This window comes from Streptomyces sp. NPDC003011 (genome assembly GCF_053591515.1).
Map to the genome: position 1 here is coordinate 117,267 of NZ_JBSFTY010000003.1, position 26,307 is coordinate 143,573.

Annotated in this window: 6 protein-coding genes; all 6 read left to right on the forward strand. The window is 74.0% G+C overall.

Annotated elements, in window-relative coordinates; genetic code table 11:
• Positions 1–70: 70 nt before the first annotated feature.
• The 6 genes from ACWD0J_RS02800 to ACWD0J_RS02825 all read left to right on the forward strand — a co-directional run bounded on the left by ACWD0J_RS02800 (position 71) and on the right by ACWD0J_RS02825 (position 26,230).
• Positions 71–310, forward strand: a complete 240-nt coding sequence (locus tag ACWD0J_RS02800) for an MbtH family protein (RefSeq protein WP_451493969.1) — start codon at positions 71–73, stop codon at positions 308–310.
• The gene (locus ACWD0J_RS02805) at positions 307–8,049 is read left to right on the forward strand and encodes an amino acid adenylation domain-containing protein (protein ID WP_451493918.1); all 7,743 of its coding nucleotides are present in this window, start codon (positions 307–309) and stop codon (positions 8,047–8,049) included. Before ACWD0J_RS02800 ends, ACWD0J_RS02805 begins: the two co-directional genes overlap by 4 nt.
• A gap of 105 nt (positions 8,050–8,154) precedes the next feature.
• Positions 8,155–9,693, forward strand: coding sequence for a TauD/TfdA family dioxygenase (locus ACWD0J_RS02810; protein WP_451493919.1), 1,539 nt, complete (start codon positions 8,155–8,157; stop codon positions 9,691–9,693).
• A gap of 12 nt (positions 9,694–9,705) precedes the next feature.
• A complete protein-coding gene (locus tag ACWD0J_RS02815) occupies positions 9,706–13,350 on the forward strand; it encodes an ATP-binding cassette domain-containing protein (protein ID WP_451493920.1) in 3,645 nt (1,214 codons plus the stop codon).
• Positions 13,347–18,998, forward strand: a complete 5,652-nt coding sequence (locus ACWD0J_RS02820) for an amino acid adenylation domain-containing protein (protein WP_451493921.1) — start codon at positions 13,347–13,349, stop codon at positions 18,996–18,998. The genes ACWD0J_RS02815 and ACWD0J_RS02820 overlap by 4 nt, the downstream gene beginning before the upstream one ends.
• Positions 18,995–26,230 carry a hybrid non-ribosomal peptide synthetase/type I polyketide synthase gene (locus ACWD0J_RS02825; protein ID WP_451493922.1) on the forward strand — a complete coding sequence of 2,412 codons (7,236 nt, stop codon included), beginning with the start codon at positions 18,995–18,997 and terminating at the stop codon, positions 26,228–26,230. Before ACWD0J_RS02820 ends, ACWD0J_RS02825 begins: the two co-directional genes overlap by 4 nt.
• The last annotated feature ends 77 nt before the right edge of the window (positions 26,231–26,307 follow it).

Below are 26,307 nucleotides of genomic sequence, written 5' to 3' on the forward strand. Positions count from 1 at the left end.
GGGCCCTTCCCCGCAATCGGTCGACGTGCTGCTCATCGAGAAAAGAACCCAGTTCAAAGAGTGAGGCGTGATGTCGAATTCCCTCGACGACCCGAATGGGCGTTTCTTCGTGGTGGTGAACGCCGAAGGCCAGCATTCGCTGTGGCCCGAGTTCGCTCAGGTCCCGGCCGGCTGGACGGTCTCCCACGGTGCCGCCGACCGTGCGTCCTGCATTGACTTCATCAACGCGAACTGGACGGACATGCGACCGCTGAGCCTGGTCGCCCACATGGCGCGGACCGCGTCGTCCGGCAAGGAATCCGCCCGATGAGCGCCACCGGCCCTGCGCGGCAGGCCGTCTCGCAGGCACGTCTCGATGCCATGTCCCCCGCGAAGCGGGCGCTTCTCGCCAAGCGCCTCGGCGGACGCGGCGCCCGGACCGCCGACTCCGTCGTCCCCGTGCCCCGCGACGGCCGGCTCGCGGTGTCCGCCGCACAGCGACGCCTGTGGTACATGGACCAGCTCAGCCCGGGCAGTGCGGTCTTCAACCTGTCCGTGGCGCTGCGGCTCACCGGTCCGCTCAAGACCGAGGTGCTGCAGACGGCGGTGCGCCAGGTGTTCGCACGGCACGAGTCGCTGCGGACCGTGTTCCCGGCCCCCGGCGGCAGCCCGGAGCAGCGGATCCTGCCGGAGATCGAGGCACGCCTCACCCCCGTCGTCCTGATGGAGGACGCGGACGCCGCAGCGGGACTCGTCGCGGCGCTGGAGGCGGAGGCCGCCCGGCCGTTCTCGCTCGAGCACGGGCCGCTCGCCCGCGTCCGGCTCTTCCAGTGCGACCCCGCGGAGCACGTCCTGCTCCTCGTCATCCACCACAGTGTGTGCGACGGCTGGTCGATGAGCATCGTGATCGACGAGCTGATGAAGCTCTACGCGGCCGGTGTCCGGGGCGGCGAGGCCGGACTCGAACCGCTGCGGGTGCAGTACGCCGACTACACGGCCTGGGAGGCCGGGCCGAAGCGCGAGGACGAACTCGCTCCGCAGCTCGACTACTGGCGGCGGACGCTGCGGGGGGCGCCCGCGACCGTCGACCTGCCGATCGACTGGCCCAGGGCCGCGGTGCAGAGCTTCCGCGGCGCGCTGCACCGGTTCACGCTGCCCTCGGGGATCTGGCCGGCCGTGCACAAGGTCGCCCGCGCCGAGCAGGCGACCCCGTTCATGGTGCTGCTCGCGGCCTTCTCCACGCTGCTGTCCCGGTGTTCCACGCAGGGCGAGGTCACGGTCGCGACGCCCGTCGCGAACCGGCCGCAGGACGAGATCCAGAACGTGGTCGGCTTCTTCGCGAACTCCATCGCCCTCAGGGTGGACACCTCGGGCGACCCCGCCTTCCGCGAACTCGTCGGCCGGGTCCGCGACGCGACCCAGGAGGGCCTCGCCCGCAGCGGCGTCCCCTTCGACCGCGTCGTCGAGGCGGTCGACCCGGCGCGCAGTCTCGCCCATGCGCCGATAGCCCAGGTGAGCTTCGCGCTGCTGGACGACCAGGCCATGGACGACGCGATGGGCGGACTCCAGGTCACCACCGTCGACCACCACACCGGTACGGCGAAGTACGACCTGACGCTGGAGCTGTGGCCGGACAGCGCGGGCGAACTGCACGGCACACTCGAGTACGCCACCGACCTCTTCGCCCCGACGACCGTCACCGAGCTGGTCCGGCGCTTCGGCACGCTGCTCGGACACCTCGCCGATGAGCCCGGCACGGCCCTCGGACAGGGCCGTCTCCTGTCCGACGAGGAGACCCGGCGGATCGAGGAGGCCTGGCGCACCGCCGAGGAGCCGGTGCCGTTCGGCGGGCGGTGCGTGCACGAGGAGTTCGAGCGGCAGGCACGCCGCACGCCCGACCTGCCCGCACTCGTCGGCCCTGAGCACACCCTCACCTTCGGCGAGCTGGACGAGCGGGCGGACCGGCTCGCGGGGCTGCTGGGCGGGGCGGGCGCCGGGACCGGGGCGCGCGTGGCGCTCTGCCTGGAGCGGGGCGTCGACCTCGTCGCCGGCGTACTCGCGACGCTGAAGACCGGTGCTGTGTGCGTGCCCGTCGACCCGGCCCACCCGCGCGGCGCGATCGCACGCCTGCTGGACGACGCCGGCGTGACGGCCGTCCTGACGAGCGCGCGCCACGCCGGCGCACTGCCCGAGGGGCGGGCCCGGGTGCTGGTCGAGGAGGATCCCGGCGGGCCGGCCCCGGCGGGCGGCTCGGCACGGCCGCTTCCCGGGAGCGCGAGCTGCGTCCTGTACGACCCCGGTGTCACGTCGCGGCCCGAAGGGCTCGTCGTCACCCACCGCAACCTCGCCCGGCACTGTGCCGGGGGCGGCGCCCCGGCGGGCTCCGTCCTGACCGTCGCCGATGTCCTCGGCACGCTGCTCTCGGGCCGTACGGCACACATCACGGCCGAGGCGCCCGCCGCGGACGGGACCGGCGGCACCCCCGCCCCCGGCACCCGCTGCCACGTCCTGGACGCGGCCCTCAGGCCCGCCGCCCCCGGGACCGTCGGAGAGCTCTGGCTGGGCGGTGCCGGTGTCGCCCTCGGCTACTGGAACCGGCCGGACCTGACGGCGCGGCGGTTCCTGCCCGACCCGTTCAGCGAGGCACCGGGCGCCCGGCTGCACCGCACCGGTGATCTCGTCCGGGTCGGCCCGGACGGCGCCCTCGCGTACGTCGGGCGCGTGGACGACCGGGTACGCGTCGCCGGGCAGCTCACGGAACCGGCGCAGGCCCAGGCGGTGCTGGAGCGGCTCCCGGAGGTGCGCGAGGCCGTCGTGGTGCCACGCACCGACCTGCCCGGCGGGACCGCGCTCGTCGCCTACGCCGCCGTGCCGGACACCGCGGCCCATGACGCGGGTCGCGGAACCGGCACCGCTGCCACCACGGCGGACGTCCTGCGCGCCGCCCTGGCCCGCGAACTCCCCGCCCGCACGGTGCCGGAGCACCTCGTCGTACTGAACGCCCTGCCGCGTACCTCCGACGGCGAGATCGACTGGCCCGCCTTCCCCCACCCCACGGGCGCCGGCAGCGCCGTACCGGACGGCGCGGCGAACCCGCCCAGGACACCGCTGGAGCGGACCGTCGCCGACGTCTGGAGCCAGGTGCTCGGACTGCCCGAGGTCGCGAGGGACGCCGACTTCCTCGCACTCGGCGGGCATTCGCTGCTGGCGACACAGGCCGTCGCCCGGCTGCGGGACGCGCTCGGAACGGACATCCCCCTGCGGATCTTCCTGCGGGCGTCGTCCCTGGCGGACCTCGCGGCCCGGATCGAGGGCCTGGGCGGCGAGCCGCAGCGGCCGCGGGTCGTGCCCACACCGCGCACCACACCCGCGCCCCTGTCGTACGCGCAGGGCAGGCTCTATTTCCTGAGCCGGCTCGCTCAGGACAGCTCGTTCTACAACGTGCCCATCGCCCTGCGGCTGGACGGCGCGCTCGACCGGGCCGCGCTGCGCCAGGCGTTCGCGGCGCTGTGGGCCCGCCACGACGGGCTGCGCACCTACTTCCCCTCGCTGGACGGCGAGCCGATGCAGGCGATCCTGCCGGCCCGCAAGGTGCCCTTCGAGGAGGTGAACCTGGAGGGGGAGGCGGAGCAGCGGGCGCTCGTCGACGAACTCATGGACCGGGAGGCCCGTACCCCCTTCGACCTGAGCGAGGGACCCCTGTTGCGCGGCAGGCTGCTGTGCCTCGCGCCGGACGCGCACGTGCTGGTGATGACCCTGCACCACGCGGTCTCGGACGGCTGGTCGGTCGCCATCGTGCTCGACGAACTCGTCGCCCTCTACCGCGCCTTCCGCGAGGGCGAGCCCTCGCCGCTGAAGCCGGTCCCGCTCACCTACGTCGACTACACGCGCTGGCAGCGCTCGTGGCTCAAGGGCGCGGAGCTGGACTCCCAGCTCGGCTACTGGAAGCGGACGCTCGCGGACGTACCCGTGCTGGAGCTGCCGACCGACCGGCCGCGGCCGGCGGCGCAGAGCTTCCGGGGCGCACGCCACGAGATGCGCTGGAGCGCTGAGTTGTCGCGGTCCGTCACCGAACTCGCCCGCCGCGAGGGCGTGACGCCGTTCATGGTGCTGCTCGCCGGGTTCGACGTGCTGATGGCGCACGCCGGCGGACAGCAGGACATCACCGTCGGCACCCCTGTCGCGGGCCGCACCATGACCGAACTGGAGCCGCTGGTCGGCTTCTTCGCCAACACCCTCGCCCTGCGCGTCGACCTGTCCGGCGATCCGACCTTCGCCGAACTGCTGGAGCGGGTGCGGGAGGTGGCGCACGGTGCGTACGCCCATCAGGACGTGCCGTTCGAGATGGTGGTGGACGCCGTCGCGCCGCGGCGCAGCCTGAGCCGTTCGCCGCTGTTCCAGGTCCGCTTCGCCCTGCAGAACCAGAACGACGTCCTGCCCGACCCCGGCGACGGGCTGACGCTCACCGAGCTGGAGGCCGAGCAGCACACCGCCCGCTTCGACCTGGTCGTCGACCTGTGGCAGACGGAACGCGGACTCGAAGGCCATGTGGAGTACAGCACGGACCTGTTCGACGCGGACACTGTCGCCCGGATGATGGACCGCTTCGAGTCGCTCCTCGGACGGCTCGTCGCCGATCCACGGCAGAGGGTCTTCGGCGACCTGGACCTTCTCACCGAGGAGGAGCGGCGCCGTATCGACGCGCTGAGCCGGGGACCGGAGCTGCCGGCGGGCGCCGAGACGCGCACGTTCGTCGCGCGCTTCGTCGAACAGGCCGCCCTGCGGCCCGACGCGCCGGCCGTCACCTGCGGCGACACCACCCTCACCTACGGGGAGCTGCGGCGCCGGTCCGGGGCGCTGGCGCGGGTGCTCGCCGCCGCCGGCGTCGGGCCCGGGGCGACCGCGGCCGTGTACCTCGACCGGGGCGTGGAGTGCCTGGTCGCGGCACTGGCCGTGATGGAGGCGGGCGGCGCGTACGTGCCGCTGGACCCGGCGTATCCGGCGCAGCGCCGCGCGGCCATCGTCGCCGACGCGCGGCCCGCGCTCACCGTCACCTCCCGGGCGCTGGCCGGTTCGGCGGGCGAGGCACCGGGCGGGCTGCTGGTACTGGAGGACGTGGAGGACGCGGAGACCGGGACGCCGGCCCTCACCGACCCGGCGCCGCTGGTGGACCTCTCACCCGATCTGCCCGCCTACGTCGTCTACACCTCCGGCACGAAGGGCCTGCCCAAGGGCGTCGTGCTGTCCCACCGAGGCCTGGCCGGGTACGTGCAGTCACTGCCGCACTCCTTGGGGCTGCCCGCGGAACCGGTGTACCTGCACACCGCGTCCTTCGCCTTCTCGTCGTCCGTACGGCAGTTCGCGGTGCCCCTCGCGCACGGCGGCCATGTCGTCGTCGCCGACCGCGACGTCATCGCCTCGCCCGAGACGCTGCTGACGTACGCCGCCCGACACGGCGTGCAGGTGCTCGACCTCGTCCCGTCCTACCTGCGGGTCGTCCAGCCGGCGCTGGCGCGGCACGAGGGGTGGCGGCCCGAACTCGTGGTCACCGCGAGCGAACCGCTGCTGTACGACCTGCCCGAGGCGCTGCGCGCGGCGCCGGGCGGCACGCCGCGGCTGGTCAACATGTACGGCCAGACCGAGACCACCGGCATCGTCCTGGCCGCGCCGGTCGCCCACGCGCGCGAGGGCCGGGGCGCGGTGGTGCCGCTCGGACGGCCCATCGCCGGTGCGCGGGTGCACGTCCTGGACGAACGGCTGCGGCCGGTGCCCGTCGGGCACGAGGGCGAGATCGGCATCGGCGGGACCGGCCTCGCGCTCGGGTACCTCGGCGACCCGGCGCTCACGGCCGAGCGTTTCGTCGCCGACCCCTTCGGGCCCGAGGGCAGCCGGCTCTACCGCACCGGCGACCGGGGGCGGCTGCTGCCCGACGGCAAGGTGGAGTTCCTCGGCAGGATCGGCGACCAGGTGAAGATCCGCGGTCACCGGGTGGAGCCGGCCGAGGTCACCTCGGTGCTGTCCGCGTGCGACGGGGTCGCCGAGTGCGCCGTGCTGTGCGTGGCGGACGGCGCGGACGAGCGTCGGCTGGTCGGTCACGTGGCGCTGCGCCCCGGCAGCGGCGCGACGGCGGAGAGCCTGCGGGCCGCGCTGCGCGAGAAGCTCCCCGACTACATGATTCCGGCACTGGTCCTGCTCGACGCCCTGCCCCGGCTGCCCAACGGGAAGGTCGACCGCGGCGCGCTGGCCACGACCACGGCACCCGCGGTCACCGCACGCACCACGGCCCCGCGCACCCGCGCCGAGGAGACGCTGGCCGGGATCTGGCGGGATGTGCTGCGGTTGTCCGAGGTGGGGCCGGACGACGACTTCTTCGCGTTGGGCGGTGATTCGCTGCATGTGATTCGTGTGGTGGACCGCGCGCGCAAGGCGGGGGTCTCGGTGACGCCGGCGCAGTTCATCGAGCATCCCACGATCGCCGGGCTGGCGAAGGTGGCCGGTGGCGGGCGGCGTGAGCGCGCCGAGGAGACGCTGGCCGGGATCTGGCGGGATGTGCTGCGGTTGTCCGAGGTGGGGCCGGACGACGACTTCTTCGCGTTGGGCGGTGATTCGCTGCATGTGATTCGTGTGGTGGACCGTGCGCGCAAGGCGGGGGTCTCGGTGACGCCGGCGCAGTTCATAGAGCACCCCACGATCGCCGGGCTGGCACAGGTCGCGGGCGCACCGGCGAAGAGCGCCGGGCAGGGCGCGGACAGCGGACCGGTGCCGCTGGTGCCCTCGCACCTCGCCTTCCTGGAGCGGGACTTCCCGGACAAGGAGACCTACACCCATCCGTTCATCTTCGAGGCGGTCGCCCCCCTCGACCCGAAGCTGGTGGAGCGCGCCGTGCAGTGCGTGCTGGAGCACCACGACTCGCTGCGCATCTGCTTCCCCGAGGACCAGGGCACCTACCGGGTCCAGGTCCAGGAGGGCTTCGACCGCACACCGTTCACCAGCGTCGACCTGTCCGCCCTCGATCCGGCGGCCCAGAAGGTGGCCTTCCAGCGGCTCGACGCGGCACTGCACCGCAAGCTCGACTTCTCCAACGGGCCGCTGCTGCACGTCGCACTGGTGAAGTTCGGGTCCGGCCGGCCGGACACGCTCATCGTCGTCGTCCACCACCAGCTGATGGACAACAGCTCCTGGGACGTCCTGATGGAGGACCTCCAGGCCGCCTACACGTCCCTCGCCGCCGGGCAGCAGCCGCGACTGGAGCCACCGACCTCGTCCTTCGCGGCGTGGGCCCGCAACCTCGACAGGCTCGCGCGCTCCCCGGAACTCGACGAGGACGCCGCGTACTGGACCGCGCTGGCGAAGCGGCCCGTGCCGCACTGGCCCCTCGACCACGAGGGCGGAGACGACTGCATGTCCACCGAGGAGTCGGTGGTCATCGGACTCGGCGTCGAGGAGACGACGGCGCTGCGGCTGGCGATGCGCCGCGGGTACGGCCTCTCGGTCAACGAGGCCCTGCTCGCCGCCACGCTCCGCGGCTTCACCGAGTGGTCGGGCCAGAGTTCGGTCATCGTCGACCTGGTCGCCCGCGGCCGGGAGCTCGGTGGCGACGAGCTCGACCTCTCGCGCGCCATCGGCCGGTTCTCCATGACCTCGCCGAGGTTGCTCGAAGTGCCCGAGGAGGGCGGCGCCCGCGCGCTGCTCGACTCGGTGGCCGCGCAGCTGAAGGCGGTGCCGCGCAAGGGGCTCGGCTTCGGCCTGCTGCGCTACATCGGTGCCCGGCCGGAGGTCGCCGAGGCGCTGGCGCCGCTGGGCAAGCCGCACATCCTGCTCAACAACTGGGGCGACTTCGACAACGTCGTGGAGGAGTCCCCGGTGCTCGGCCCGCCCATCGAGGACGCGTGGCCGATGCCGGAACTGCAGCGCATGCACCGGCTCATGATCGACTGCCGGGTCTACAGCGGCGCCCTGAGAGTCGGCTTCCGCTTCAGCCGGAACCTCAACGAGCGGGCGGGCATCGAGCGCCTCGCCGGCGTGGTGGAGGCCACCCTGCGGACGTTCGTCCGGCCGGAGGGCGGGTGATCCGGGCCGCGGGACCGCACCACGACGGGCCCCACGCCGGCGGACGCCGGCAGCGACCGCACCCCGACGGAGCCATCCGACGCGAGAGATTGGAAGACCTGTCACATGCCTGACGTCAAGGAATGGTGCCTGTTCCCCGACCGGGACCGGGTCGCCGTCTACGAAGCGGCCGAGCCGGGCGTCTCTCCCGCCACCTGGGCCGCAGCGAACGCCGAGCGGCTCGACGAGCGGCTGCTGAGCGCGGGCGCCTGCCTGCTGCGCGGCTTCGACGCGCCGGACGCCGCCGCGTTCTCCCGGTTCGTCCGGGTGTTCGGCGAGGAGCTCGGGGAGTACACCTACGGTTCCACGCCGCGCAGCAAGGTGGGCGACGTCTACACGTCCACCGAGTACCCGGCGAGCGAGGTGATCCCGCTCCACAACGAGATGAGCTACACCAGCTTCTGGCCGGAGCGGATCTGGTTCTACGCCGCCGTCGCCGCGCCCGTGGGCGGCGAGACCCCGCTCTCCGACAGCCACGCCGTCTACCGGCGCATCCCCGAGGACGTGCGCGAGCGGTTCGAGCGCCACGGGGTGCGCTATGTGCGCAACTACCGCGCCGGCCTGGGCATTTCGTGGGAGGACGCGTTCGCCACCTCCGACCGCTCGGCCGTGGAGCGCTTCTGCCGTGAGCGCGGCATCTCCTACGAGTGGCTCGACGACGGCGCGCTGCGCACCACCGAGGTCTGCCAGGCCGTCGCCACCCACCCCGTGACCGGCCGGCCCGGCTGGATGAACCAGGCGCACCTGTTCCATGTCTCCAACCTCAAGGAGTCCACCCGCCTGGCGCTGCTGGACCTCATGCCCGAGGCCGACCTGCCGCGCAACGCCTACTACGGCGACGGCAGCCCGATCCCCGAGGCCGACCTGGCCGCCGTACGCGCCGCCTACGACGCGGAGACGCTGGCCTTCCCCTGGCAGCGCGGGGACCTGCTGATGGTGGACAACATGGCCATGGCACACGGCCGTTCGAGTTTCGAGGGTCCCCGCACGATCCTCGTGGCCATGACCGGCACCCACGACACCCTCGCCGCCGCGCAGGCCGGCGTCACTGCCGCCGTCGGCCACGCCGACAAGATCGCGTTCCTGGAACAGCACGGCACCGACGTCCTCCAGCACTCCGGCACCGACCTCCTGGCGCATCTGCAGGGCGTCCACGACCTGCTGCGCGCCTGGGACTGCGGGGACGCGCTGTGCGACGCCGGTCTGTTCCACTCGGTGTACGGCACGGAGATTTTCCCCACCGGCGCCGTACCCCTGGAACTCCGTCCCGAGGTCCGCGAACTGATCGGCGACGAGGCCGAGCTGCTGGTCCACCTCTTCGGCACCGTCGCCCGCACCAGCATCTTCGACGCCGCCTTCGACGGGGCGCCGTTCCTGCTGGAGACCCGCACGGGCGAGCACGTCGGTGTCACGGACGCGCAGTACGCCGGCCTGGCGACGCTCACCGTGGCCAACTGGCTCGAACAGCGGCCGCGGTTCCCCGAGTCGACGCGGCTGGGCCGGTCCCGCGAGTTCGACGAGATGCGCCGGTATCTGCCCGAGACCGCCCGGCATGCCCTGGAGCAGGCGTACGGGTTCGCCCCCCTGTCCCGACCCGCGAACTGAGACGAGTCCGACGTGGCACAGAACGACACCCCGAGCCGCCCGAGTGAGGAGGGCGGCGCGGGATTCCTCTCCCGCCTCTTCATCAGCTGGCCCGGGCCACTGGTGAAGACGGGGATGCGGCGGTCCCTGACGATCTCCGACAGCCTGACGCCCCCGTCGTACGACCACATCGAGCGTCTGACGCCGGAGTTCGAACGGGCCTACGCCGAGCGCCGCGCCCGCCCGGACGGTCTGCGCGGCGCGCTGTACCGGACCTGCCGGCGGCGCTTCTGGGGCGCGGCACTGATCTTCCTCGCCTACCAGCTGTGCGCGACCCTCGGTCCGCTGCTGGTGCGGGAGATGATCCAGTGGTTCGAGCAGGACCGGCGGGGCGCGGTGGCGCAGGGACTGCTCGTCGCGGCCAGCCTGGGCGGCTTCCACCTCCTGGACTCCCTGGCGCACAAGCACCAGTGGTCCGAGGCGTGGAAGAACACGCACGCCGTCAACGCGCTGCTGCGCACCCAGGTCCTGCGCAAGTACCTGCGCATGGACCGCGGCGCCCGGGCCGGCCACCCGGCGGGCGAGATGATCACCCTTGTCTCGTCGGACTCGATGCGGGTCGGGCAGATGTCGTTCATCCACATGGCATGGGCGGTGCCGCTGGGCATCGCCGGGTCCAGCGTGATCCTGTGCGTCCTGCTGGGCTGGGCCGGCCTCGTCGGCATCGTCGTCCTGGTCGCCGGGCTCGCCCTGTCGCACGTCGCCAACGAACGGGTCTACGCGCTGGTGCCGGCGATCCGCGACGTCAACGGCGTACGGATCGGGCTGGTCGGCGAGTTCCTCGGCGCTGTGCGCACCCTGCGCGCCCACGGCTGGGAGGACGTCGCGGAGCGGGCGGTCACCAGGGAGCGCACGGTGCTCGGTGAGCTGCTGGTGCGCCGGCAGAAGCGGCTCGCGACGCTCTACCTGGTCAACTCGGCCGTACCGGTGCTGATGGTCAGCATCACCCTGATCACCTACGTGGCCCTCGGGCACCAGCTGCGCGCGGCCGACGTGTTCTCCGCCGTCGCCGTCCTCACCGTGCTGCGCTCCCAGTTGCCCGAACTGGTCCGCTACCTCGACATGCGCAACGAGTGGCGGGTCGCTCTCGGCAGGATGACGACGTTCCTGACGGCGCCCGACGCCGCGCCCGTCCCCGCGAGCGCGGCGCCCGCGGGGAGCGTCGAGTTGTCGGACGCGTCCTTCGCGTGGCCCGCGGCCGAGGAGGAGACGCCCTGCCTGCACGACGTCGACCTGCGGATCGCGCCGGGCGAACTGGTCTGTGTCCTCGGCCGGGTCGGCAGCGGCAAGTCCGCGCTGCTCGGGGCGCTCGCCAGGACCCTGCGGCCGGTGTCCGGCACCGCCGACGTGGCGGGCAGCGTCGTCCACCTGCCGCAGAAGGCATGGATCATGCAGGGCACGGTCGCGGAGAACATCCGCTGCTTCTCACCCGAGAACCCCGAGCGGTACGCCGCCGTGGTGCGGGCCACCGCCCTGGAGGCCGACCTGGCCGCCATGCCGCTGCGGGACGCCACGGTGATCGGCGAGCGCGGCACCAACCTCTCCGGCGGCCAGCGCCAGCGCATCGCGCTCGCCCGCGCCGCCTACGAAGACGCCGACGTCTACCTCGTGGACGACCCGACCAGCGCCGTCGACGACACGGTGGCCGGCACCATCCTGGACGAGCTGTTCCTCGGCGTGCTCGCCGGGCGCACCCGGATCGTGGTCACCCACCGCCTGGACTTCGCGCGCCGCGCCGACCGGGTCGTCGTCGTGGACGAGGGCCGCGTGGTCGCGTCGGGCGCCTTCGACGAGGTCGCCGCGGGCATGCCGGAGCTGCTGCCGGTCATCGCCGAGGCCGCCGGCGCCCGCGACACCGAGGCCATTGAGGCCACGGACGCCGACGCCGAGCCCGCCGCCGGCGCCGGGCCCGAGGCCGAGCCGCCGGTCAAGGGCGGCAAGGTCCTCGCCGACACCTACCGCGGCTACCTGCGCGTGCTGACGCCGGGACTGCTGCTCGTGGCACTGATCGGGCTGGCCGTCGCCGGACAGAGCGCGCTGGGCGCCTCGTCCTTCTGGCTCGGCCTGTGGACCGACCGGGCGGGCGAGGACACCGCGCTGTACGCCGGTGTGTTCGCCGGGATCGGCCTGCTCACGCTGTGGCTGGACCGCGGCCTGTTCAGCTTCGGCTTCTCGCGGGGCGTCAAGGCCGGGCAGAGCCTGCACAAGGGAATGCTGGAGAAGGTGCTGCGCGCGCCGATGCCGTTCTTCGACAAGAACCCCTCGGGCCGGGTGCTCAGCCGCTTCTCCGCGGACACCGAGACGATCGACCTCGAACTGCCCGAATACACCATGGACACCCTCAAGATCGCCGTCGGCATGGTGGTCCCGCTGCTCGCGCTCGCCGTCACCAGCCCCGTCACCCTCGTCTTCACCCCCCTCGTGCTGCTGGTGTACCTGCGCTGGCAGCGCCGCACCAGGTCCAGCACGGTCGAGGCGTCCCGGCTGTCGAAGCAGGCGAGGGAGCCGGTGCTCTCCCTGGTCGCCGAGGCGGTCGAGGGCGTCACGACGATCGAGGGCCGCGCCACCCGCGTGGCGGGCTACGAGGCGGCCTTCCGGGAGCGGGTGCGCACCGCCCACTACGCCGACTACACCGTCAACTCACTGAGCCGGTACTTCAACCTGCGCCTCGACCTGGTCGGCGCGGCCGTCCTGTTCGGCTTCGCCGCGCTGATGGTCCTGCAGAGCGGCGTCCGCGCGAGCACCACCGGTGTCGGCATCAGCTTCGTGTACATGCTGATCGAAACGCTCGCCATGAGCCTGATGACCGTCCAGACGATGGACCTGGCACTCGCGAGCTTCGAACGCGTCCACGACTACACGCGGCTGCCGACCGAACCGGCGGACGGCGACCGTGCCCCCGAGGGCTGGCCCGCCACCGGTGACATCCGCTTCGAGGGCGTCACCCTGCGCTACGAGGACGGCGGCCCCGCCGCCCTGGACGCCGTCTCCTTCCACGCCCCCGCGGGCGAGAAGGTCGGCGTCGTCGGCCGCACCGGCAGCGGCAAGTCGAGCCTGTTCGCCGCCGTGCTGCGGTTCGTCGACATCGAGGGCGGCCGGATCGTCGTCGACGGCGTGGACATCTCCGCCCTCCGTCTGCGGGACCTGCGCTCCGCCGTCGCGGTCGTCCCCCAGGAGCCGGTGCTGCTGCCGGGCAGCCTGCGCGAGAACCTCGACCCGCGCCGGGCCTTCACCGACGCCGACATCGAGGCCGTGCTCGACAAGGTCGGCCTCGCCGACCGGTTCCTCCGGCTCCCCGGCGGGCTCGACCGCGCCGTCGTCGGCGGTGGGACGCAGTTCAGCGCGGGTGAACGCCAACTGCTCTGCCTGGCCCGGGCGTTGCTCGACCAGGTGCGGATCGTCCTGATCGACGAGGCGACCTCGAACCTGGACGCGGAGACCGACGCCCGTATCCAGCGCATCCTCGCGAGCGAGCTGGCCGGCACGACGGTCCTCACCATCGCCCACCGGCGCGACACCCTCGCGGACGCCGACCGGGTCGTGACCCTCGACGCCGGGCGCGTGACGGGTGTCACGGCCGGAGAGCCCGGCGCCCTGGTGGGGGAGGGGGCACGATGACGCGCGAACCCCAGGCGCCCGTGCTGGACCTGGTGACCGACCGGCCCCGTGCGGCGCGGCGCGGCGGGAACCCCGGCGCCGCGATCCCCCTCCGGCTGGACGCGGCCACCGCCCGGCTCCTCACCGAGGTGAGCCGGGAGCGGGAAGTGCCCGTCCTCGTCCCGCTGCTGACGGCGTTCCAGCTGATGATGGGCCGCTGTGCCGGCGTCAAGGACGTCGCCGTCGCCTCTCCGGGACCCGACGGCACACGGGCGTACCGCACCCACTGGGAGGACGACCCGGACTTCGGCACCCTGTTGCACCGGACCCGGGAAACACCGCAGACCGACGGGCTGCGGGTCGCGCTCGCCCTGGAGAACGCACCCCTCGACGGCTACGACCTGACCGTCGCCTGGGACAGCGCTCCGCTGGAGTCGGGCGAGTGGTGCGGCGCTCTCACCTACGACACCGACCTGTTCGACCGGGACACGGCCGAGCGGACGGCCGGCCACTGCGTGACCCTGCTCACCGCCGCGCTCGACGCTCCCGCCACCCAGGTGTCCCGGCTCGTGCACACCACACCCGAGGAGCGGGACCTGCTGGCCGTGTGGGGGACCGAGGGCGGCGAACCGCGGGCCGGGCACCTGGTGGCGGCATTCCGCGCACAGGCCGGGCTGACCCCCGACGCCGTGGCCCTGGACTTCACCGACGAGACCCTCACCTACGGCGAACTCGCCGCGCGCTCCGAACGGCTGGCACACGCCCTGGTGGCGCGCGGTGTCGCCCCGGAGGCCGTGGTCGGGCTGGCGATGGAGCAGTCCGCGTCCCTCGTCGTCGCCATGCTCGCGGTCGTCACCGCCGGCGCCGCCTTCCTGCCGCTCGACACGGGGCATCCGGCGTCGCGGCTGGCGTACATGGTGGAGGACAGTGGAGCGTGCGTCGTACTCGCCGACCGGGACGTCGCCTTCGCGGGCACCGTTCCCGTCGTCCAGGTCGAGGAGCTGGCCCGCTGCACCGCGCGGGCGCCGCTGCCCGCCGTGCACCCCGAGCAGCGGGCCTGTGTGCTCTACACGTCCGGCTCCACCGGCCGGCCCAAGGGCGTCGAGACCACCCACCGAGGGATCGTGCGCCTCGTGTGCGACGCCGCGTATCTCCCGCTGGGACCCGACGACGTCGTGGCCCAGGCGGCGAACGTCTCCTTCGACGCGGCCTCGCTCGAAGTCTGGGGTGCTCTCCTGAACGGCGCTCGCCTCGTGGGGATCCGCAAGGACGACGTGCTCTCGCCGGAGCTGCTGAGGGCGCGGATCGAGGCGGCCGGCGTGAGCGTCATGTTCCTCACCACCGCCCTCTTCCACCAGTGCGCGGACGCCGGACCGGCCATGTTCGGGTCACTGCGGACCCTGCTCTTCGGGGGCGAGCCGGCGGACGCCCGGCGGGTCGCCGCCGTACGCCGGGCCACGCCCGCGGTCCGCCTCGTCAACGGCTACGGTCCCACCGAGGGCACCACCTTCGCGAGCACCCACGACCCCGTGGACCCGGATCCCGGCGCGGCCCGCGTCCCCATCGGCCGGCCCATCGCACAGACCCGGCTGCACGTGCTCGACGAGTCCGGCCGTGAGACGGGCATCGGCGTCCCCGGTGAGCTCTTCCTCGCGGGTGCCGGTCTCGCACGCGGCTACGTGGGCCGCCCGGACCTCACCGCGGAGCGCTTCGTGCCGAGCCCGTTCGGCGTCGGCGAACGCCTCTACCGGACCGGAGACGTGGCGCGCTGGCGTGAGGACGGCGTGCTCGAATGCCTGGGCCGGGCCGACTCGCAGGTGAAGATCCGCGGCGTCCGCATCGAACCGGACGAGATCGCGAGCGTGCTCGCCGCCCACCCCGGCGTGGGGGCGGCCGTGGTCGCCGTGCGCGGAGAGGGTGACGGGCGAGAGCTGGTGGCGTACGTCGTCCCCGAGGACGGCCGCCCGGCCGAACCGCGCGAGCTGCGCGCCCACCTGGCCGAGCGGCTTCCCGGCGCGATGGTGCCCGCCCGGTACGTCACGCTGCCCGCGCTGCCCATCACCCCGAACGGCAAAGTGGACCTGCGGGCCCTGCCCGACGTCCGCGACGAGCACGCCGTGCAGGCCGCGAACCGGGTGGCACCGGCCGGTCCACGGCAGGAACTCATCGCGGGGATCTGGGAGGAACTGCTCGGCGTCCGGGACATCGGCGCCCACGACGACTTCTTCGCCCTCGGCGGGCACTCCCTGCTGGCGGCGCGGGCCGCGTCCCGCATCGAGGCCGGGCTCGGCGCCCGGACCCGGGTGCGGGACGTGTTCGAGGCGCCCACCGTCGAACGGCTCGCCGCCCGGCTGGCCACCGCGGGCGGCGTGCGGGACCACCCGCCGCTGACACCGGCCGGCGAGGGCCCGCACCGACTGTCGTACGCCCAGCAGCGCCTGTGGTTCCTCGACCGGCTCGCCCCGGGCGGCGCGCTCTACAACGTGCCGCTGGCGCTGTCCGTCGAGGGCCCGCTCGACGTGCCGGCGCTCGCCGCGGCGCTGCGCGGGCTGGTGGCACGCCACGCCTCCCTGCGCACCCGGCTCGTCGCGGACGCGGCGGGCGAACCGCGGCAGGTGATCGTGGCCGACCCGGACGTCCGCCTGCACATCGAGGACCTGAGCCACCTGACCGGACGCGAACGGGACGCCGCCGTCGAGGAGGCCGCGTCGCTCGAAGCCCGCAGGCCGTTCGACCTGGAGCGGGGGCCGCTGCTGCGGGCCCGGCTGCTCAGGTCGGCCGACGACCGGCACGAACTGCTGCTCACCCTGCACCACGCCGCCTCCGACGGCTGGTCCGTGGACGTCCTCCTGCGCGACCTCGGCGCCCTGTACGCAGCGGCGACCGACGCCGACGCGCAGCCGCCGGCCCCGCTCGCGGTGGGCTACGCGGACTACGCCGAGTGGCAGCGCCGCTTCCTCGACGCGGGCGTCGGCGACCGGCAACGGGCCTACTGGACCGAGCGCCTGCGGGGCGCTCCGCCCACCCTGGACCTGCCGACCGACCGCGTGCGCCCGGCCGTGCCCCGGTACACCGGCGAGGTGCTCCCGCTGCGGCTGCCGGCACCGCTGGCCGCGCGGCTCGCCGAGGTGAGCCGCGCCCACGGGGTGACCGCGTTCATGGCGCTGCTGGCCGTCTTCCAGCTGCTGCTCGGCCGGTACGCGGGCGTCCGGGACGTCAGCGTCGGCTCGCCGGTCTCCGGGCGGACCCGCCCCGAACTGGAACAGCTCATCGGCTTCTTCGTCAACACCCTGGTACTGCGCACCCGTTGGGAGGACGAACCGACCTTCGCCGAACTGCTGGAGCGCGTCAGGGAGACCCTCCTCGGCGCCTACGACCACCAGGACGTGCCCTTCGAGCAGGTCGTGGAGGCCGTACGGCCGCCCCGCGACCCGGGCCGGCCGCCGCTGTTCCAGGTGATGTTCTCCCAGCAGAACGTGGCGCGGACCACGACGGCCCTGCCCGGCCTGTCGGTCGCGGTGCGGGAAGTGCCGTGCGGCATAGCGAAGTTCGACCTCACGGTCGCCTGGGACGAGGCCCCGACGGCGGCCGGTGAGCTGTGCGGGCACGTGGAGTACGACGTGGACCTGTTCGACCGGGCGACGGTCGAGCGGATGATGCGGCACTACCTGAGCCTGCTCCGGTCGGCGCTCGCGGAGCCCGCCGCCCGGGTGTCGGCGCTGGGGATGCTGAGCGCGGACGAACTCGGCGTCCCGGCAGCCGGGCCGGCCCGCACGCCGGTGCCGGCGGGGACCACGCTGCACGCGCTGGTCGGCGCCGTCGCCCGGCGCATGCCCGAGCGGACCGCGCTCAGCCAGGACGGGCACACCGTCAGCTACGCCCGGCTGGAGGAGCGCTCCGACGCCGTGTGCCGGTACCTGCGGGCGCGGGGCGTGCACCCGGGGGACACCGTCGTGGTCGCCATGGACCGCTGCCTGGACTGGCCGACGGCACTGCTCGGGATCCTCAAGACGGGCGCGGCCTACGTCCCCATGGACGCCCGCGCCCCGCGCGAACGCCTCGCGCACGTCCTCGCCGACGCCCGGGCCGTTCTGGTCCTCGGCTCGCGCACCTCGGCGGTACCGCCCTGCGGCGACACCCCCTACGCGCCGGTCGAGGACGCCTTCGACACACCCGTACCGGACCGGGCACCGCAGCCGGTCGACGTCCATCCGGCCGCACCGGCCTACATCCTCTACACCTCCGGCACGACCGGCCGTCCCAAGGGCGTCCGCGTCAGCCACGCGAACCTCGTGCACACCCTCGCGGCGGTCGCGGAGCGGTACGCGCTCCGACCCGACGACCGGGTCCTGCAGTTCGCGTCGCCCACCTTCGACGTGGCGGCCGAGGAACTGTTCGCCACGCTGCTGCGCGGCGGCGCCGTCGTCCTGCCGCCCGCCGGGCCGGTGCCCGGGATCGGCGACATGGTGTCGCTGGCCCGCCGCGAACGGCTGTCGGTGCTCAACCTGCCCGCCTCGTACTGGCACGAGTGGGTGTCCGCCCTGGACCGGCACCCGCCGTCGGCGTGTCCACAGCTGCGCCTGGTCGTCGTCGGCAGCGAGCGGGTCGACGCCGGCCGGCTCGCCGTGTGGCGGGCCGCGGCACCCGCGCACCCGCGCTGGCTGAACGCGTACGGTCCGACGGAGACGACCATCACCGCCACCGTCCACGAGCCCGGCGCGGGTGACGTCTCCGGTTCGACCGTCCCGATCGGCCGCCCGCTGCCCGGGGTGCGCGCCTACGTGCTGGACACGGCCCTCGGCCCCGTGCCGCCCGGTGTCCCCGGCGAGCTGTACCTCGCCGGGCCGGGCGTCTCGCACGGCTACGTGGGCGACCCCGCCCGCACCGCCGGGCACTTCCTGCCCGATCCATGGGGCGGCCCCGGCGAACGGATGTACGCGACGGGGGACCGCGCCCGGCGTACGGCGGACGGGGTGCTGGAGTTCCTCGGCCGCGGGGACGACCAGGTCAAGCTGCGCGGCTTCCGCATCGAGCTCGGCGAGATCGAGGCGGCCCTCGCCGCGCATCCCGAGGTGCGCGACGCGGCGGTGCTGCTGCGCGAGGACACCCCCGGACAGCCGATGCTCGTCGGGTACGCCGCCGTCGCCGGGCCCGTGCCGACGGATCGGCTGCGGGCGCACCTGGCGCAGCGGGTGCCGCCGTACATGGTGCCGGCCGCGATCGTCGTCCTGGACCGGCTGCCGCGCGGTGAGAGCGGCAAGACCGACCGGCGGGCCCTGCCGCCCCCCGCCGGCCCGGCGTCCGCCGCCGGACGCGGCGCGCCCGCGAGCGAGACCGAACGCGCGGTCGCGGCGGTCTGGTGCGAGGTGCTCGTCCGGGACCACGTGGGCGCCGACGACAACTTCTTCGAGATCGGCGGCCATTCGCTGCTGGTCGTCAGGGTGCAGTCCCGGCTGGCCGATGCGCTCGGCCGGCAGGTCCCGGTCGTGGAGCTGTTCCGCCACCCGACCGTGCGCACCCTCGCCCGGCACCTGGCCGGGGCCGAGGAGCCCGGCGGGCCCATGGGGACCCGGGGGCGCCGCAGGGCGGAGGCGCGCAGACAGCACCAGGGCGCGCGAGCGACACGACGGCGGGCGAACGAGACCCGAGAGTCAGGAGACACACAGTGACCATCGAGACCACCGGGACCACCGGGACCACTGACGACAACCGGATGCCCGCGGGCGCCGTGGCCGTCGTCGGAATGTCCCTGCGCGTACCCGGGGCCCGCACCCCGGACGACTTCTGGCGCAACCTGCGCGACGGCGTGGAGTCCATCCGGACCTTCACCGACGAGGAACTGCTCGCCGCCGGCGTCACCCCCGAGGAACTGGCCCGGCCCGGTCTGGTACGGGCGTTCGGCGCGCTCGACGACATCGCCGGGTTCGACGCCGCCTTCTTCGGCTTCTCGCCGCGCGAGGCGCAGATGCTGGACCCGCAGCACCGGATCTTCCTGGAGTGCGCCTGGGAGGCGCTGGAGCACGCGGGGTGTCCGGGCGACGGCGACGAGACGGTGACCGGTGTCTACGCCGGTGTCGGGGAGAGCTCCTACCTGCTGCAGAACCTCCTCGCCGACGACGGCCTGGTGGAGCGGATCGGCGCGTTCCAGACCTCGCTCGGCAACGACAAGGACTTCATGCCGACCCGGGTGTCCTACAAGCTCAACCTGCGCGGCCCGAGCGTCAGCGTGCAGACCGGCTGCTCCACCTCACTGGTCGCCGTCCACATGGCGTGCCAGGCGCTGAGCAGCGGCGAGTGCGACGTCGCGCTGGCCGGCGGCGCGACCGTCGTCGCCGGCCAGGACAGGGGCTACCGGTACGAGGAGGGCGGTGTCGTCTCGCCGGACGGGCACTGCCGGGCCTTCGACCAGGGGGCCTCGGGCACGGTGCCGGGCAGCGGCGCCGGCGTGGTGGTGCTCAAGCGCCTCGACGACGCGCTCGCCGACGGCGACGTGATCCACGCGGTGATCCGCGGATCGGCCGTCAACAACGACGGCGCCCGGAAGGTCGGCTTCACCGCGCCGAGCGTCGACGGACAGGCCGACGTCGTCGCGGAGGCGCTCGCGGTGTCGGAAACCGACCCGGTCACCGTCTCGTACGTCGAGGCGCACGGCACCGGCACCACGCTCGGCGACCCCATCGAGGTGACCGCGCTGCGGAGCGTGTTCGCCTCCGCGGGCCAGGGCCACCGCTGCGCGCTGGGTTCGGTGAAGACCAACATCGGTCACCTGGACACCGCCGCCGGCGTGGTCGGGCTGATCAAGACGGTGCTCGCCCTGAAGGCCCGCGAGCTTCCGCCGACGCTGCACCACACCGCGCCGAACCCCCGGCTCGCCCTGGACGACGGCCCGTTCCACGTGAACACGGCCCTGACGCCGTGGCAGGGCGACGTGCTGCGCGCCGGGGTGAGCTCCTTCGGCATCGGCGGCACCAACGCCCACGTCGTGCTGGAGCGGGCACCGGAGCGCGCGGCCGACGCCACCCCCGAGGACGGTCCGCGGCTGCTGCCGCTGTCCGCCGCCACCCCCACCGCGCTGGACGCCCTCGCGGCCGGCCTTGCCGCGCACCTGCGCGCCCACCCCGAAGAGCGGCTCGGCGACGTCGCCCACACGCTGCGGAGCGGCCGTCGCGCGCTGCCGTACCGGCGGTTCGTCGTCGCCGACAGCGTCGCCGAGGCCGCGGCGGCCCTGCTGCCCGGGCCCGGCGCGCACGTCACCGACACCGGCCGCGAGACCGTCTTCGCCTTCTCCGGGCAGGGCACCCAGCGCATCCGCATGGGCCACGCCCTGTACGCGTGCGAGCCGGTGTTCCGCACCGAGGTCGACCGTGCCGCCGAGATCCTGCTGCCGTGCCTCGGCCGCGACCTCCGTGAGCTGCTCCACCCGGCCGACGCGGAGCGCGACGCCGCACGCGAGGCGATCGGCACCACCCGCTACGCCCAACCGGCACTGTTCGTCGTCGAGTTCGCGCTGGCCAAGCTGTGGATGTCCTGGGGCGTGCGGCCGTCGGCCATGCTCGGGCACAGCCTTGGGGAGCTGGTCGCCGCGTGCCTCGCCGGGGTGCTGACGCTTGAGGACGCGCTGCGGCTGGTCGCCGAGCGCGGGCGCCTGATGCAGGAGGCGCCGCCCGGCGCGATGCTGGCGGTGCCCCTGCCGGAGGCCGAACTGCTGCCGCTGCTCCCCGGCGGCCTGGCCCTGGCGGCGGTCAACGGGCCGCGTGAGTGCGTGGTGTCCGGGCCCGTCACCGCGATCGAGGACTTCACGGCGCTGCTCACCGGGCGCGAGGTGCGCACCAAGCGGCTGCGGACCTCGCACGCCTTCCACTCCACGATGATGGCGGACGCGGCCACCGCGTTCGAGCGCGCGGTCGCCGAGGTGCCGCTGTCGGCACCGGGCATCCCGTTCCTCTCCAACGTCACCGGCACCTGGATCACCGACGAGGAGGCCACCAGCCCGGCCTACTGGTCCCGTCAGCTGACGTCCACCGTCCGCTTCGACGACTGCCTGCGCACCGTCCGCGAGCGTGCCGCCGTCCTGCTGGAGATCGGCCCCGGCCAGGTCCTCACCGGTCTCGCCCGGGTCGGCTCCGAGGGCCGGGACGCCGTCGCCTCGCTGCCGACGGCCGGCGAGGACGGCGACGCCCGCCGGGACGTCCTCACCGCACGGGGCGAGCTGTGGTGCCGGGGCGTGTCCGCCGACCGGCCCGTGCCGCACGGCGGGGCCGTCCCGCGCCGCACCGTCCTGCCGACGTACCCCTTCGAGCGCCGCCGCCACTGGGTCGACGCCCCGCGCGGCCGCCGGGTGGCACGGTCCGGCGCGGACGGGCTGTCGGTGCGCGGCGTCCGCCGGTCCGCACCGGCCACCCCGGGACCGGACGGCGCCGGCCGCTGGCTCGTCGTCACCGACGGGCCGTGCGAGGTGCTGGACGGCCTCGTGGAGCGACTGCGCGCGGAGCGGGGGCAGGTGACGGAGATACCGGTCGGCGCCCTGGCCGCACCCGAGGAGTGCGCCGCCGCGCTGCCGGCCGGCGAGGAGAGCGTCGCCGGGGTGCTCTTCGGGCTGCCCGGCGGCGGCACGGACGCCCTGGCGGCGCTGGACACGCTGTGCGAGGAGCTCGCGCGGCGAGCAGAGCACGCACCGCGCGTGACCGTCGTCGCCGGCGGTGTCCTCGACGTCACCGGCGAGGAACACCTCACGCCCCGGCTCGCTGTGCTGACCGACTGGGCGGCCGCGGGCCGGCCCGGATCCCGGACCCTGCTCGACATCACCACGCCCTCGTCCCCGCAGACCCTGCGGCACCTGACCGCCGCCCTCCACGCCGAGCTCACGGGACCGGCGCCGGAGTCCGTGGTCGCGATCCGCGGCCGCCACCGCTACCTGCCGACCCTCGAACCCCTCCACCCGGCCACCACTGCGGACCGGCACCGCGACGCGCGCTACACGCTTCTCGGCGACGAGCGGCTCACCGGCGCGTTCCGCCGGGCCCTGACCCGCGCCGGAGCCACCGTCGTGGAGCAGCCCGACGGCCCGGCCACCGCACTCGTCGTGCTCGACACCACCGCGCCGCAGGCCGGCGTCCTCGAGCGGCTGGCCGCGGCCGTCGCCCATGCCGACCGGACGCCCGGCGTGCGCGCCTGCGAGGTGCACCTGCTGGGTGACGCGCCGGCCGCCCGCGTCGTCGAGTCCCATGCCGCCCTCCACGCACGGCAGTCCACGACGCCCCTGACCACCATCGGCTGGCCCGCCGACACCGGCCCCGCCGCCGTGGAGGCGGCGGTCCCCCGTGTCGTCGGTGCCGCACCCGGCGGCTGCCACGCCGTGGTCGCACCGCTGGACCCGCCCGAGGACGACACGCCCGCCGAGCCGCCCGCCGCCGAGGACGCCCCCCGCTACCGGGACGACATCGAGCGCCAGGTGGCCGCTGTCCTGTCCGACCTGCTCGGCGTGCCCGGCATCGACCCCACCGCGGGCTTCTTCGAACTCGGCGGCCACTCCCTGCTGGCCGCCCAGGTCATCGGCCGGATCCGAAAGGTCTGCGACGTCGAGCTGCCGCTGCGCACCTTCGTCGCCGATCCGACCGTCCGGGGCATCGCCGCCGCCGTCCGCGCGGCCCGCGCCGAAGGCACCGCCGGGTCCGCCCCCGAGGCGCTGCCCGTCGCCGTCCCCGACCCGGACCACGCCGGCGCCCCCTTCCCGCTGACCGACGTCCAGCAGGCGTACCTCGTCGGCCGCACCGGCGTCTTCGAGCTCGGCAACGTCGGCATGCACGCCTACGAGGAGTTCGACGTCCCCGGCCTGGACGTGCCGCGCATGCAGCGGGCGTTCCGCCGGCTCATCCAGCGGCACGGCATGCTCCGGGCGGTCGTCCACCAGCACGGCGAGCAGCAGATCCTCGCCGAGGTCCCCGACTACGTCATCGCGACCGAGGACCTGCGCGGACTGACCGACGACGAGGTGGGCACCGCGCTGGACACCACCCGCGAGGCGATGTCCCACCAGGTCTTCACACCGGACATCTGGCCGCTGTTCGAGCTGCGGGCCACCGTCATGCCCGGTGACGTCGGCCGGCTGCACCTCAGCGTCGACGGACTGATCACCGACGCCTGGGCGTACAACCTGCTGATGAGCGAGCTCGCCCACCTCTACACCGACCCGGACGCGGAACTGCCCGAGCTCGCACTCTCCTTCCGCGACTACGTGCTGGCCGAGCGGAGCCTGGAGAGGACCGACCGTTTCCGCCGCGCCGAGCGGTACTGGCAGGAGCGCGTCCCGGAGCTCGCCCTCGCCCCCGGACTGCCGCTCGCCCGTGACCCGCGCACCATCGACACCCCGCGCTTCGCCCGCACCGCCGGCGCGCTGCCGCGCGACCTGTGGGAGTCGGTGAAGACGGCGGCCTCGCGGCGCGCCGTCACGCCCACCGCCCTGCTGCTCGCGGCGTACGCCGAGGCGCTCGGCACCTGGTCGAAGAACCGCCGCTTCACCCTCAACCTCCCGCTGGCCAACCGGCTCCCGCTGCACCCCGAGGTCGACGCCGTCATCGGCGACTTCACCTCGCTGACGCTGCTGGAACTGGACACCACCGTCCCGGTCCCGTTCCAGGAGCGGGTGGCCGCGGTGCGCGACCGGCTCGTGACCGACCTGGACCACCGGCTGTTCAGCGGCGTCCGGGTGCTGCGCGAGATGAAGAAGGTGCGCGGCGAGTCGGCGGCGGCCATGCCCGCCGTGTTCACCAGCCTCCTCGCCAACGACGCCGAGGAGGGCCGGCTCGGCGAGGTGGCGTACAGCATCTCGCAGACCCCGCAGGTGTGGATCGACGCGCAGGTCTACGAGCTGGACGGCGCCCTCGTGCTGGACATCGACGCCGTCGAGGACCTGTTCCCCGACGGCATGGTGGCCGCGATCCACGCCGCGACCCTGCGCCTGCTGCGCGGGCTCGCCGAGGACGAGGCCAACTGGGGCCGTCCCGCGCCGCTGCTCGTCCCGGCGGCCGAGCTGGCCGCGCAGGACGAGTACAACGGCACCGCGGGACCGCAGCCGGCCGGTCTCCTGCACGAGCCGTTCTTCGCGCACGCGGCCCGCACGCCCGAGCGTCCCGCCGTCATCACCCCCGGCCGGGAGCTGAGCTACGGTGAACTGGCCGCCCGCGCCCGGGACATCGCCGGCCGCCTCGCCGTGCTCGGCCCGCGGCCGAACGACCTGGTCGCCGTCGTCATGGAGAAGGGCTGGGAGCAGTCCGCCGCCGTCCTGGGCATCCTCGCCGCGGGCGCCGCGTATCTGCCGATCGACCCCGAACTGCCCGACGAGCGGATTCGTCTCCTTCTCGAACACAGCCGGGCGCGCGCCGTCCTGACCCAGGCACACGTCGCGGCCAGCGGCGAGGACCGGTTCGCCGGCGTGAGCACGGTCCTGCACGTGGACGAGCTGCCGTACGACGCCTCCGCCGCGGCCCTGCCGCTGCCCGGGACCGACACCACCGCGGAGGACCTCGCGTACGTCATCTTCACCTCGGGCTCCACCGGTCTGCCCAAGGGCGTGATGATCAACCACCGGGGGGCGCTCAACACCGTCGTCGACATCAACGAGCGCTTCTCGGTGGGGGCCGAGGACCGCGTCCTCGCGCTCTCCTCGCTCAGCTTCGACCTGTCGGTGTACGACGTCTTCGGCCCGCTCGCCGTCGGCGGCGCGGTCGTCGTGCCGGACGCCGGCGCGCACCGCGACCCGGCGGCCTGGCTCGACCTCGTGACCAGGGCCGAAGTCACCCTGTGGAACTCGGTGCCGGCGCTGATGGAGCTGCTCGTGGAGCACATGAGCGTCAAGGAGGTCACCGGCAGCCCGCTGCGGACGGTGATGCTCAGCGGCGACTGGATCCCGGTCACGCTGCCCGACCGCATCCGGCGCACGCTCGGCTCGCCCGAGGTCATCAGCCTCGGCGGGGCGACGGAGGCGTCGATCTGGTCGATCCTCTACCCGATCGGCGAGGTGCCCGAGGAATGGGCGAGCGTCCCGTACGGCCGGCCGATGCGCAACCAGACCTTCCACGTGCTCGACGAGGCGCTGCGGCCGCGCCCCACGAACGTCCCCGGACAGCTGTACATCGGCGGTGCCGGCCTGGCCTGCGGATACCTGGGGGACCAGGTGAAGACCGACGCGAGCTTCATCGTCCACCCGCGGACCGGCCGGCGCCTCTACCGCACCGGAGACCTCGGGCGCTTCCTGCCCAGCGGCGAGATCGAGTTCCTGGGCCGTGAGGACTTCCAGGTCAAGGTGCAGGGTTACCGCATCGAACTCGGTGAGATCGAGGCGGCGCTCACGCAGCACCCGCGGGTGCGGGCCGCGGTGGTCGTCGTCCAGGGGGAACAGCGCGGCGCGAAGCGGTTGATCGCGTTCGTCGTCCCGCAGGAGGGCAGCCGGGTGCCCGAGGACGTCATCGAGTTCCTCGGGGCCAAGCTCCCCGCCTACATGGTGCCCGGGGTCTACCTCGAACTGGACTGCCTGCCCCTCACCGCGAACGGCAAGGTCGACCGGCGGGCGCTCGTCGTGCCGGAGGACCTGGCCGACGACGACGGGCCGCGCTACGAAGCACCCGAGACGCCGGTCGAGCAGACCGTCGCGCGGGTGTGGGCGAGCATGCTGGGCGCCGAGCGCGTCGGGCTGCGCGACAACTTCTTCACCCTCGGCGGCGATTCGCTTCTCGCGATGCGCTCGGTGATCCGCCTGCGCAAGGAACTCGACGTCGAGATCCCGATCCGGGTCCTGTTCGACAGCCCCACCCTGCGCGATGTCGCCGCGGTCGTCGAGGACCAGCTCCTCGCGGAACTGGAGGACATGTCCGAGGCCGAAGCCGAGGCGCTCCTGTCCCACTGAGCGGACGGACCGTCCGGGCGTAGCGGCCCACGCGGCCCCACGCCCCTCAGCCCACCGAGCCACGAACCACGGAGCCC